Genomic DNA, 12,767 nt, shown 5'->3' on the forward strand with positions numbered 1-12,767 from the left:
CGCATCTTAACTTTTATTGCCAAAATCACTTTGTAAATACGTGGATTCCATATACACAATGGGGCAAATCCGTGTTAGCCCAACCTCCCTCGGTAATCACACCAACCTCAAATTCCCTCCTAATCTCCCCTTAATCCGTATTTTCGACCCATTATGATTTCGTGGAAAGGGGAGGAACTGAATGCCGATGGCGACATGCGCATTTTCACATTCAGCGCCAAAGAAGATTCTCCCCCTCGGTCGTCAATCTAGAGAGGGGGATGAACTCAACTTGAGGGGGAGTTAGAGGGGGAGGGTGTTTCAAAATCGACGAATACACGGCAGCCTATCAGCTATTGAAAGCACTGCGATTGAGCCTGATATGAATGGAACGCACATACGTTCCAATTGAAAGGTTTAGCGTTCTAAAACTCACAACGTATAAGCGTTATTCGATTCCAGCCACTCTTTTACCGCTCGGTTAAAAGTGACTAACTTCTGCGGTGTTACTCTTCTTTGAGCATAGATAAGGCTTAGCTTTTGGGCTTTAATCGACCATTCTGGGAACACGTGAATAAGCTCACTTTTTTTGAGCTGCTCTTCAACTTGATAGAACGGCAAGCTGGCGACACCTATCCCTTGCATCGCTAACTCTAAAATTGAACTGTAGGTATTAGAGCTAACACTTCCGGTTACTTCAACATGGTAGGTTTGTTCGCCATTGCTCAACTCCAGCTGATTCCAGCGTTCATTTTGACTGTTAAGAATGAAGCTGCATTTATGGATGTCTTTAGTGGTGGCAAGTGGGTTAGTCGATGCGTAACCCGCACTGCAAACCAGAACATTGCGGATATGTCCGAGATGGTTGGCAATCACATCATTAGGCAGTTCATCGTAGGCTCTAAAAGCAATGTCAAAGTCGCCAGACTCTATCTTCTTTTTCATCGGCCCAAAGTCGAGAATCAAATCCACTTTTGGGTACTCTTGCTTGAAAGTAGGGATGATATGGCGACAAAGCGCACGCCCAAACTCTATCGGGGCGGTAATTTTTAAATCGCCTGCCACTTCCTGCGTCATGTCTAAGACACGCATTTCCGCTTCGGTTGCTAATAGTTGAATTTGCTTCGCTTTCGAATACAACTCTTCACCCACTTCTGTGAGGCTGATAGAACGAGTCGTTCTGTGAAACAGCTTAGAATTCAATGTTTCTTCGAGTCATTGTACATGCCGAGACACCAAACCTTTCGACACATCCAATACTTCAGCGGCCTTGGTGAAGCTTAGCTCTTCGGCGACAGTCAAGAAGGTCTGCATATAAATCAAATTCATCATTAACACCATTTAGTAAACAGTTAAGTCATTTTGTACTGTTTTTCTCACTCATTCAAGAAACTAAGATTCAAAACGTAAACAGAAAGGAGAAGAACAATGAACAAATTACTACTTATTACCGCTGCAATGGCTGCTTCTATGAATGTTTCAGCTGCCTCTGTTGTAGAAAGCAACCCAACATTGGTTGGAGACTCATTTGGCTTTGTTGAAGGCCCTACATGGGATGTGGAACATCAACGTTTCTTGTTTAGCGATATTCCAAATAACACAACCTATTCTTACGATCTTAACGGTAAGTTGAGCGTTTTTGATGATAACTCTGGCTATGCCAATGGTCTCGATATTGATGCGAAAGGCAACCTTTGGGCAGCCCGCCATGATAGAAAGCTGTCGTACCGTGAGGGCAACGGAGAGAAAGTGATTGTCGCTGCAACGTATAACGGCAAACTGCTTAATAGTCCGAACGATTTAACCGTTAACAGTGATGGCAGCGTGTGGTTTACCGATCCTCCGTTTGGTATCCAAGGTTACGGCCCAGCAAAGGCAGAACCAGAGCAAGCGGTTAATGGCGTTTATCGTTACCTAAATGGTGATCTAAAGTTGATCACTGGAGAGTTCAAGTTACCAAACGGCATCGCTTTTTCTTCTGATGAATCTTCGTTATACGTTGCCGACACATCTGATGGCTGGGTATACCGATTTGATGTTGATGGACAGTCACTCAGCAATAAGACGCAATTTGCTCAAGTGAAAGCGGAGTCTGGCTCTGAACCTATGGTTGATGGCGTTGCTGTTGATGCCGATGACAACCTCTTTGTTGCAGCGCATGGTGGCGTGGGTGTGTTCGATAAAGACGGTAAGCAAATAGACTTCATTGCTATCGATGCGGGCCATATCAGCAATCTAGAAATTGGCGGGAAACAGCAAGACTTACTGATGGTAACGGCATACAACAAAGTGTTGGTGTTCAAGCTTAAGTAACACCTTATACAAACGAAAATAAAAAAGGGACGGGTAGAAATACCGGTCCCTTTTCTCATTTGAATAGGTCGAAAGTGGGTTAGCTCGATGCGCTGCAAGGATGCTGCTGGCAATTAAGACTTAGTCTGATTGGCTTCTATATCAAGCGCCGTTTGATTTGGCTTACTGAAGTACTTCTTCCACTTTATTGGCATCATCGGAATGACGATCAGGCTGATGCCGACAAGGGTCAACATGTCTGGAATCTCATCAAACCACATCACGCCAAATAAGGTCACGAACACCAACCCCGAGTATTCCGCGAGAGCAATTTGGTTTGCTGGTGCTTTTTTATAAGCCACCACCACAAGGGCATGGTATCCAAGAACGAACAGGTTGATTGCCATAATCCACCCAACATGACGCCATTCAATCGCCGCCCATGCAGGTAGAGCAAGAGCCAACGCCAGCGGTAGAGTCATCACACTGGTCCAAAATAGTGTCGAGATAATGTGTTGTTCTGCGTGAAGACGTTTAATCAAAATATTGCCTACACCCATCGCGAGCGCACTGCCTAACCCTGCAATAGCGGCCCAGTGAAATTGCTCTGGACGCAACACGATTAACACACCCACGAAACCAATCAATGTCGCCACCACTTTTGATGATGTCGGCTTCTCTTTCAGTAAAACAATAGAAAGCGGGAGCATAAGAATGGGCCCAACATAGAACATCGCATTTGCGGTCGCCAACGTTAGGTGTGTGATGGCAATCATTGCGCAGCCGCTTCCCATTAGGATGAATTGAGCCCGCAAAAAATTGATGCGACAACCACCTTGCATGCGCGTCTCTTTGGGTAGCTTTAGCCAAAAAGGGAGCAGCAACATCACGCTCAATAGCTGGCGGATAAACACATATTGGAACGTGGGCACTTCACCGTTCAGCACTTTGAGTGAGACGTCTGAAAAGGATGCGAGCAGGTTGGCGAATACTAAGAGCAAAATCGCGTGGTTGGTGGCTTTGGTCATACAGAAACAGTGCTACATATTTGTCATACAATTATGGGCGCACATAATACATGAGAATCGAAAATATGTAAGAACAAAAAACCAAGTAAGAACAATGTCGTTCGATGCTTAGTGATACGGGATGCGAGATCTGCTGTTACGACCTGAGTTCAGTAGGTGAGTGCCCAGTCCAATTCGGTATTTATCGAATAATCGAATGAATATGCAACAATATCAGCGCATTGGAGATCATCGCTGTTTGAGCCTACTTGGCAGAGAGACACTGTCGGGTAGGATCTCGCAGCTCAATAATGGTATTGCCTGTGTCTTTTCGTTTGAAAGCAGAGTCATTAACTTGAGCATTGCTGAAGTCAGTGCGAAACAAGTCGGCACGCAGTAAATCGACGTTGAGCATTTGGGCGTAACTCATGTTGGCGTTACGTAGGTCAGCATCGCGGAAGCTGGTATTGTTGAGGTTCGCGTGGCTGAAATTGGCATAGGTGATGTCAGCCTCATTCATGTTCGCACCCGATAAATCGGCGCCACTAAAATCAGTACGTATCAGGTTGGCGCAACGAAGATCAACATCTTGAAGCGCTAGATTACTTAGATCGGTATTACCTAATTGTGCTCGTTCGCCGCCTTGGTTTTCCAACCACAATTTATGCTGATCTAAAATAGAATCGAGTTGTTGTTGAGTGTATTTATTCATACTTCACACCACCAATTGAGTCAGAGATACTGGTATTGGGCATCTCTTTCTCGCGTCTCTTGTTATCGCGATTTAGCTAATCTTGCTTTGCCATATTTCGCTGTCTGGGCCGATAACACAGTCACCATCAACTCTCATTGATAAGCGAATCTGACAACGTTTAACCACTTCTTGGAAATCATCTTCTGGCAAGTAACGAACAGAGTCGACCAAAGCTTTGCAGTGAGGCGCGGTTTGTTCTTTCAAGGTGTAAAACACCCATTTGCCTTTCTTATCGTGGTTAAGTAGCCCAGCTTTGTAGAGCATTTTTAAGTTTCGAGATACGTTGTATTGGGTTTCACCTATGATGTCGATTGCTTCAGCGACAGCCATGCATTCGTCAACATGCAGGAACAACCAGAACAATCTCAGTCGATTAGGTTCTGATAAGGCTTTTAGCGAATCAATGTATTTTTCATCCATCATGGTTTTACCCTTCCAACTTAGTCGCGCCACTCTCTATGAGCGGCGCGAAGCTTTATATTTTTCATTGTGTCCGATTTTACACAACGTATTGGAAGATAGCGCCACCAATGATGGCGGTCGTTAAGACTATTCCCACAAACGCGATTACGGCTTTTCTTTTAAGAACTGCAGATACTAGCGCGATTTCAGGCAAACTGGCACCTGTACCGCCAATAATTAATGCCAATGCAGCACCTAAGCCCATTCCCTTAGCAATTAATACGTTAAGTAGTGGAATTGCCATCTCGATACGTAAGTAAAGCGGGATACCAATCAATGAAGCGACCACGATAGATTGGAAGCTGTCGCCACCCACGTATTTCTCTACTAAGTCTGCAGGTAGGTAAGCCGCCGAGAAGCCACTGATCGCCGCACCTAAAAGTACATACGGGATGATTCGTTTGAACAAAGACCAAGCTCCACCCATTGCATTACGTATTCTTGATGCGGAAGAAGGGGTGGCGCTGCACGAGTTACTCGCATTGATTGAGCTATCTGAACAGCTTTTTCTTTTGGTGTCTTCAAGTTCAGCGCCGCGTTTGATCTCGTTTCTCCAAGGTGATTTGGAAATCAAGTAACCACCAAGAACCGCTGCGGTAAAGGTGACCAAGAAGTACACCACGGTGATCTTCAATCCGAGCGAGGCGTACACCATCGCCAATACGATGAAGTTACACAGCGGTGCCGAGATGATGAAGCTCATCACAGTGCCTAATGATGCGCCCATCGACGCCATTGCCATGGTCACCGGAACCACGGCTGCGCTACAAAATGGGGTCAACATCCCGAACAATGCGCCTAGTAAGGTTCCCCATTTGTCGTGTTTGGTCAGCGTCGCTTGGAGTTTATCTTGAGGGATATACTCTCGCATGATGCCTGTAAGCACCGACACAATCGCGATGATAACAACCAGCCCTTTGGCCACATAAAAGAACTCATTTAACGCAATAACTAATTTAGCATCCACAATTGGAATCTCTAGCAAGTAAAAAGAGATCTGAATAATATACACATGCACGATTGTGCAAGTGTGTATATTTAATTGTCATGTAATGCAAGTTAAGAAGGGTGTTAAGTGACGAGGGAAATTAAAGATATTGCTAGTGACTGCGTTGTCATTAAGTCTCTATTTTTCAATTGATTGAGTTGTTTTCGTCGATGACCAATAGATCGGCATACGCGCTTTCAACCACTTGACCAAGTTTGCCTTCTTGGTATGGCTAGATCTTATAAAATGTTAAATCGGTGTCAGTATTTGGGGCTCTGACATTGGTCTGAAATTTAAGTTCGTTCTATGAGGCAACATCCTTACATTAAGAAAAATATATGGTTAAGGATTAACTCATGAAAAAACAAAATATCTCGGCAGTCGCCCTTCTAGCCCTCATTATTACTGGTTGTGGCGGAGAAAGTTCATCAGGGGATGACAACACAACTTCTAATAACGCTAATGTTCCAAGTAATCCAAGTAATCCAAGTAATCCAAGTAATCCCGGCTCATCATCTACCTCTCAGCAACCTGACATTAAAGCTCTTAGCAACAATATGATTTTTGCGATCGAAGGTTTTATCGAAGAAATGGATCCAATCAGAAATTTCTCATCTATTACCGTCAAAAATGAGCTGCCTGCGTTCAAGAGTGGAGATACTCAGGAGGTTGATGTGACTATCGCTGTACCAACAATCGTTATCGATAATGGCAGCAACTTTGTTAACGATTAGCACTGTTACGAAACCACAGGATTAAGCGCGCAAAGGAAGGATCATCAGTTACTTGTGGACGGTACAATTTCTGAATATCGATACGATATGCAAAGTAACTCTTGTTCTAGTGAGCTCTTGGGATCGTATGTGTTTAACGATGCGGTGTTCGACAGTTCGTTGGAATTTAAAACCTTTGGCAGCGTAGTTTCCAAAGATGGGAGCGGGATAGAGTCTAATTTACCTACTTACGATTTTATCGCTCAAGCTTATGGAGAGCAGTCAAAAGAGCGGTTTGGTGATTCTTGGGAATTATTACAGCGCGACAAAATTAACGCAGCAGCTAAGGAGGTTGGGGCCTCGATCTTTGAGTTGAACACTTCATCTGGAAAGATCGATTTGGATCTAGGTCAGCTTAATAGCGACACTCTCATCGATTTCGCTTCACTAGATACAAATCAATTATTGAACGGTGCGATTTGGGGGATGCCCGGTCAAGGCGTTGCCGATGATAAATGGTGCCGAATTGTGAATATTCCAGAAGATCTAAGTCAGAACAGTATCAAGTACCAATCTGTTATCTCGACAAATTGTGCGAGGTCGACACAACGTTATTGTGATGCCTTTGGTTCATCGTTTTCGAGTGGTAACTACCCACCAGCAGCTCCTATCGCTTGGGACAATAACACGGCGAGTAATGCTCAGTTGAACTCAGATGAGCAGTACCGAAGAGATGCTCAAGGTCACTTTGTTGTGAACAGTTCTGGTCAGAATGCGTTTGTCCTCTCATCCAATTCTGTTGTGATTCCTATTTTTGGTTACACCAGCCCGCGAAGTGATGGGCAAGTTAACAATGCTGGTCTTAATAGTTGGGCTGGTCACGAAGGTCACTGCCAAAACGTGATGAATAGCCGACACACAAAGATGGGGATTGGATACAAAGCCAGTAAGTCAGATGCATCGAAGATGTCTTATTGGACGCAAGATTTCAATTAACACACTCATTGCCTAAATAAGGGTCATCCATTTAGCGTTTCTATTCTTTCCTTAGTTGGTAGTGGCAGGTTACTTGGTAGTAGCAGATCACTCGATAGTGGCACTTTACTCGATAGTGCCATTGTACTTTACAGTGATACGTGGGCGATCAGGATTATTAAAGGTGGAGGCGCGAGGACACCATGGCGATTCATTAATATCGTGAATGATTTTGAGTGGTGTCATGAAATGGTAAGTTTTGCTCCGATTCGAACGCTAAGATGTATTTCAAATCAAGGCGACTTATCAAATTAGAGAGAGACAGAATGACTAAATCAGACAAAGTTTACGGGTTCAACACACCACAACGTCTATTCGTAGGTTACACGTTAGCCGTGCTGGTGGACTTGGTCGTACTTAACTTCTTCGATGAGTACTGGGACTTCGTCAACATTGAATCTTTCACTATTTCTTTGATAGCGGCGTTGTTGCTGCAGTTATTGTTGAAGCTCTCTATTGGCTTAGAACACAAGGTAGCGGATTACTTCAAACAGAAATCTGGAACGGCACCTAAGGTGTATCGAGCGCTGTCGACATACATTATTCTTGTTGGCTCAAAATTCGTCATGCTAGAAGCGATAAACCTTATGTTCGGTGACAAGGTGAGCTTCACAGGCCCTTGGGGCGGTGTAGTAGCGTTCTTCGCTGTGGTATTTACGATTCTGGTTGCTGAAGTGATTGTATCGAAGATCTACTTTGCTCTGGATGAAAAGCAAGATTCAAATGTGAACGCGCTTAAAGACACCAACGCGTAACACAACATAAAATACAGATGTGAATAACAGACGAGCCAGCTGATTAAGCTGGCTCGTTTTCGTTTTTCGTTTTCGTTTTCGTTTGAGTTGCGATAACCAATTCGATGCGCTTGTTGGTTCTATTTTTCGTAAACCACATCCCCGCGCAACACCGTTATCAACACCTGAGTCTTGGCTATTTGTCTTGCCGATATGGTCGTGATGTCTCGGTCGAGAATGGCGAAGTCCGCTGATTTTCCTACCTCAATAGATCCAGTGATGTCGTCGATGCCCAAGCTAGAAGCGGCATTAATCGTGTAAGCGTCGATAGCCGTGTAGATATCAGTTAGGCCTGTTTTACCCATGATTAAGCTGTTCGCGATGCCAACCAATGGGTTGATGTCGTGTACGTTCCAGTCACTGCTTAAGGTGATATTGGCATCAGTCTTAAGTATCGCGTCTAAGTTCATCATGGCTTTGGCACGGCGAGCACCAAGGAAAGCTTCGGCCCATTGGTGTTGATGCCTTGCAACGTAATCAGAGCCGACTTGGAAATCTGCGGTTACGTCTAATTGGCGAAAGCGTGGCACATCTTCATCATTGATTAATTCGACATGGGTTAGGGTGTAGGGTTTGGTTGAGCCTTGTTTGCGAATACTTTCTATTGCATCAAGAGATTCACGAACCGCTCCATCACCAATGGCATGAATGTGGGCGCTAAAACCTATTTTTTCGAGCGCAGTTAGCCACTCTTTCATTTGTTCCGGCGGAATATAGTTCAAGCCATTAGGAGACTGGGGAAGATAAGTATCTAAGTAGGGTGCGAGCGTTTTGGCGGTGCCGTTGATAAAGATGCCGTCGCTGTACATTTTCACCTGTTCGACAAGTAACAGACGGCTTTTATCGTCGGAATACATCTTCTCAAAGACTTCTAATTGAGAAGGCATTGCCATCGATGGGTACACCCAAGGGCGTAGCGAAACACGCGCCGTTAAGTCTTGATTTTGCTCGGCCTCTAGCCAAACGTCATACCAACCTCGTTTCCAATACATGCGACCGTCGCCAATGGTAGTGATGCCGTGGGCTGCCGCTTCCTCAAGCCCGAACATTAACCCTTGGTAGCTTTGCTCAAACAGTTCGCTTTGGCTGTTCCAAGCCATCTCCATCACTTGATCGCCAGCATTGTCTAATAAGATGCCATTGAGTTTGCCGCTGTCTTGGTCTTTTAAATAAGCGCCACCTTGTGGATCTGGCGATTGCTGGCTGATTCGGGCGATTTTCAGAGCCTTTGAGTTGACCCACATTGAGTGTGAAGTCTGCTCCATGATCACCACAGGGCGATCTGGAAAAATACTGTCGATGATCTCTAGTGGGGTGTAGTCAGAGTCACTATCGAGCGTCGCTTCCAAAGAAAAACCATAACCCATTAGCCAACCTCTGCCATCGGTATCAGCATTGATCTTACACGCTTCTAGGTAGGGGGTTTGCTCTTCTAATGTTGCTTCAGAGTCGAGTTCACAATTTCCACCCAGCTCTGAGGCGGCTTCAAACACATGGTTATGGTTGTCAATGAACCCCGGAAGGACAAAGGCATTTTCTAAGTCGATAACATCAGTACTTTGCCCTTGAAAAGTTTGCGCCTGTGATTGGTTACCGATGAAGATGATCTTGCCTTTGTGGGTAACGATCGAGTCCGACTCACGATGCCCGTATATATCTGCATTGGTAAATATCTGGTCTGCACTTTGGCTTTGAACTGCTGTTTGTGTTTGAACTGCTGTTTGCGCTTGGACAACGGTGTTGGCTTGTGCAAGAACCGGCGCTGCGGCAGTTAAGCTTGCGAGTAATGCTATCCATGCAGTGCGTGGCAGAGTGAGCTTTTTGTTCATTATTATGTCTTCCATGTTCCACTGTTTAATAAGTATAGAAAGCGAGTGGCGAGAATCATATCGTGAATTTTTAATAATAAAGTGTCCTTGGTTGCTCTCTTGTTTGAATGTAATTCCAGTGCCTTTTGAGGTGGTTGTGGGAATACAGCTCGTCAATAAAGGATTGCGAATCCATTCGCAGACTAAACAATTCACATAAGGTTCTGAATAAATTACAGTTAAGTGAGCTATAAAAATGGATTTAACGTATTACCAAGGATGTAAGTTTATGTTTTCAAGAGACTTACTCGCATTACTAATAAAAACAAGTCGAGGTTAGGATGAAAAAAATATTATTGCTGCTTAGCGTGATCTTATTGGGTGGTTGTGTTGGCATGCCCGAAACGGTAAAGCCTGTTCAACAGTTTGAGTTGGAACGATACCTAGGGAAATGGTACGAAGTGGCTCGTTTGGATCACTCGTTTGAGCGTGGCTTAGACAACATCAGCGCTGAATACAGCCTTCGTGATGATGGCGGCGTGAAGGTGATTAACCGTGGTTATTCGGCGGAAGAAGGTGAGTGGAACGAAGCGGAAGGAAAAGCGTACTTCGTTGAGGGCTCTGAACAAGGCTATTTGAAAGTGTCTTTCTTTGGCCCTTTCTACGGCGCTTATGTCGTGTTTGAATTAGACAAAGAGGGCTACCAATACGCGTTTGTTTCTGGGCCCGACACTGATTACTTATGGCTACTCGCAAGAACGCCTGAAGTCGCACCAGAAGTGATGGAGAAGTTTAAAGCCATGTCGAAAGAGCGTGGCTTCAATACCGATGAGCTGATCGTTGTGGAACATACCCAATAAACCGATCGCTGTTATTGCTGAGAGTGACTGATGATTGATAAGGCACAGAGGATGAATTTCTCTGTGCCTTTTTTATTCAAAGATAGAGCTACAATTAACGAGGCTGGTTGCCGTTCAAGAATAGCGCGACACATTCGCGAGTGTAGTGAAGTCTTTCTTCTTCAGATTCTCCGCTGTCGTGTCCGAAGAATCCCCAATACGCCGATTTGCCGTGAAACATCAGCAACAGTTGGCGTGCTGCAATGACTGGCGAGCTTGATGTCGACAGTGTGAGATCACCAGAGTCTATTTTCGACTGCAAATAATCAGCAAGTAACTTGGTGGTTTTCTGAGGCCCAGTTTCTAAATAGATAGAGGCGATCTCTGGATGCGTATTCGCTTGGCTAATGGCATTTTGAAAGGTTTGTCTAGATTGTTCATCAAGTAATAAATCCTGAAACTTCACACCAAATTTCACCAACTCATCACCCACCGCAGCATCCATATCAAAGGCTGCAGGGCTGAGTTCGCGTTCCGCACACTTGGTTTGCATGCAGGTTTCGAAAAGTTCGTCTTTGTTTTTAAAGTGAGAGTAGACCGTTTGCTTTGAAACGTTCGCTGCTTTTGCTATCTGATCCATATTGATCTTGAAGCCATACTCAGAGAAAAGTTGGCTGGCTGCGGTTAAGATCTGCGATCTCTTCTGTTCACTCTTGATGATTTTTGTCACGTGCTTGCTTCTCGTTACTTAGTGTTGTCTCGTTACCTAGTTTGTCTCTTTGCTTGGTGCCTGTTGGTGCTCAGTTCTATGTGTCTCGTTTTACGCTAAGCATTATGCTTTTTGTGATGGTTTTATCGATCATTAACGATGAAACTTATTTTTAACATAATCAAACTAGACAGTCTAGTTTGGTTTGGTTAGTCTAAAAAAAGAACATGATGAGTACCGCATAGGAACAGGAAGTATGTATAAATTGATGAAGGGAAGCGCAGTAGCAGTGGCGTTGTCGACTCTTCTTGTCGGGTGTGGTGAAAATACACAAGCCGAGACAGCATCCGATGCAGATAATGCTGCAGTGGAATCGAATAGTGCAGCGTCGACAGTCTTAACAGTAGAAACTGTCGCTTTGGAACGCTCTCCATCGTATGCGGTACAGCGCGAATATGTCGGTGTGGTAAAGGCCGGGCAGCAGGCGAATTTGGGTTTTGAATTGGCGGGTAAGGTCAATGAGATTCTGGTGGATGTCGGTGACACAGTCACAACGGGTCAGCCGTTGATCAGACTGGATACCCAACTTTTGGAAACCGAGTCTAGCCAACTGAAAGCGCAGGCTGAAGAAGTCAAAGCTCAATTGAGTTTGGTGGCAGCGAACCTTAAACGTCAACGTTCATTGAAAGCGAAAGGCTTCAGTGCCGAAGCGGAGATTGATTCTCTCACCAGTGAGCAACGCGTATTGCAGGCGAACTTGTTGCGCATCGATGCATCGGTAAAAGGCAATGAACTGAAATTGGTGAAGTCGACAGTGCTTGCGCCTTATTCTGGAACCATCGCGACGCGCTTTGTTTCGCTCGGAGATGTGGTGAATGTGGGTAATCCAACTCTTACACTGCTCGCTTCTGAGGGCAAAGAGGCCTTCATCGGTATTCCTGCTCACCAAATGCAAAAAGTCACCTCACTTTCTTCGCCTAACATCCGAGTTGGGAGAACAGATTATGCCGTGGAGCTATTGAATCCCGGCGCAATGGTCGACACCCAATCTCGCAGTGTTGGTTTGCGTTACCTATTCCCTGAACAATCATCGGTATTGGAAGGGCAACTTGCCTACCTTAAATTTGATGAACAGATTGATGACCAAGGCTACTGGGTGCCATTAACGGGTTTGATTGACGGCCTACGCGGTGTGTGGAACATCTTTGTGATTGGTGAAGACAACAAAGTTGAGCGCCGAAGTGTTCAAGTGTTGTTTGCCAACAATCAACAAGCGTACGTGAGTGGGGCGATTGAAGACGGTGAACAAGTGATTGCCAGTGGCTTACATCGTTTAGTGCCAGGACAAACCGTAAAGCCAGCTAGCGTTACTGCTGAATAGGAAATA

At 44.9% G+C, this 12,767-nt stretch carries 10 protein-coding genes and 2 pseudogenes; 5 read left to right on the forward strand and 7 right to left on the reverse strand.

Annotated features, from left to right (window positions below):
* Positions 1–411: 411 nt before the first annotated feature.
* A pseudogene (locus AB6D58_RS13830) lies at positions 412–1,308 on the reverse strand (LysR family transcriptional regulator).
* A 99-nt stretch (positions 1,309–1,407) separates the two neighbouring features.
* Between AB6D58_RS13830 and AB6D58_RS13835 the strand changes: the two are divergent.
* Positions 1,408–2,292, forward strand: a complete 885-nt coding sequence (locus tag AB6D58_RS13835; RefSeq protein ID WP_372103818.1) for an SMP-30/gluconolactonase/LRE family protein — start codon at positions 1,408–1,410, stop codon at positions 2,290–2,292.
* A 113-nt stretch (positions 2,293–2,405) separates the two neighbouring features.
* On the opposite strand, the gene AB6D58_RS13840 is transcribed toward AB6D58_RS13835, so the two are convergent.
* From AB6D58_RS13840 to AB6D58_RS13855, 4 genes are all read right to left on the reverse strand, one after another.
* The gene (locus AB6D58_RS13840) at positions 2,406–3,299 is read right to left on the reverse strand and encodes a DMT family transporter (RefSeq protein WP_017080421.1); all 894 of its coding nucleotides are present in this window, start codon (positions 3,297–3,299) and stop codon (positions 2,406–2,408) included.
* A gap of 244 nt (positions 3,300–3,543) precedes the next feature.
* Positions 3,544–3,990: a pentapeptide repeat-containing protein gene (locus tag AB6D58_RS13845; RefSeq protein ID WP_372157553.1), complete on the reverse strand. Its 447-nt coding sequence runs from the start codon at positions 3,988–3,990 to the stop codon at positions 3,544–3,546.
* A gap of 72 nt (positions 3,991–4,062) precedes the next feature.
* The gene (locus AB6D58_RS13850) at positions 4,063–4,455 is read right to left on the reverse strand and encodes a metalloregulator ArsR/SmtB family transcription factor (protein WP_017086141.1); all 393 of its coding nucleotides are present in this window, start codon (positions 4,453–4,455) and stop codon (positions 4,063–4,065) included.
* A 76-nt stretch (positions 4,456–4,531) separates the two neighbouring features.
* Positions 4,532–5,461, reverse strand: a complete 930-nt coding sequence (locus tag AB6D58_RS13855) for a permease (protein ID WP_372157555.1) — start codon at positions 5,459–5,461, stop codon at positions 4,532–4,534.
* Between the two features lie 377 nt (positions 5,462–5,838).
* Between AB6D58_RS13855 and AB6D58_RS13860 the strand changes: the two are divergent.
* A pseudogene (locus tag AB6D58_RS13860) lies at positions 5,839–7,191 on the forward strand (CAP domain-containing protein).
* A 305-nt stretch (positions 7,192–7,496) separates the two neighbouring features.
* Positions 7,497–7,985: a hypothetical protein gene (locus AB6D58_RS13865; RefSeq protein ID WP_050644589.1), complete on the forward strand. Its 489-nt coding sequence runs from the start codon at positions 7,497–7,499 to the stop codon at positions 7,983–7,985.
* 119 nt (positions 7,986–8,104) lie between these two features.
* Here the strand turns inward: AB6D58_RS13865 and AB6D58_RS13870 are convergent, their stop codons facing one another.
* Positions 8,105–9,853, reverse strand: a complete 1,749-nt coding sequence (locus AB6D58_RS13870; protein WP_372157557.1) for an amidohydrolase — start codon at positions 9,851–9,853, stop codon at positions 8,105–8,107.
* A 320-nt stretch (positions 9,854–10,173) separates the two neighbouring features.
* Here AB6D58_RS13870 and AB6D58_RS13875 point away from each other — a divergent pair, with 320 nt between their 5' ends.
* Complete coding sequence (locus tag AB6D58_RS13875) at positions 10,174–10,692, forward strand: lipocalin family protein (protein WP_017060193.1); 519 nt, start codon at positions 10,174–10,176, stop codon at positions 10,690–10,692.
* Positions 10,693–10,786: 94 nt separating this feature from the next.
* Here the strand turns inward: AB6D58_RS13875 and AB6D58_RS13880 are convergent, their stop codons facing one another.
* Positions 10,787–11,401 carry a TetR/AcrR family transcriptional regulator gene (locus tag AB6D58_RS13880; protein WP_017078915.1) on the reverse strand — a complete coding sequence of 205 codons (615 nt, stop codon included), beginning with the start codon at positions 11,399–11,401 and terminating at the stop codon, positions 10,787–10,789.
* Positions 11,402–11,636: 235 nt separating this feature from the next.
* On the opposite strand from AB6D58_RS13880, the gene AB6D58_RS13885 reads away from it, so the two are divergent.
* Complete coding sequence (locus AB6D58_RS13885; protein ID WP_372157559.1) at positions 11,637–12,761, forward strand: efflux RND transporter periplasmic adaptor subunit; 1,125 nt, start codon at positions 11,637–11,639, stop codon at positions 12,759–12,761.
* The last annotated feature ends 6 nt before the right edge of the window (positions 12,762–12,767 follow it).

Origin of the sequence: Vibrio sp. 10N.239.312.D08, from assembly GCF_041466145.1 — a bacterium.
GTDB classification, from domain to species: Bacteria; Pseudomonadota; Gammaproteobacteria; order Enterobacterales; family Vibrionaceae; genus Vibrio; species Vibrio crassostreae_C.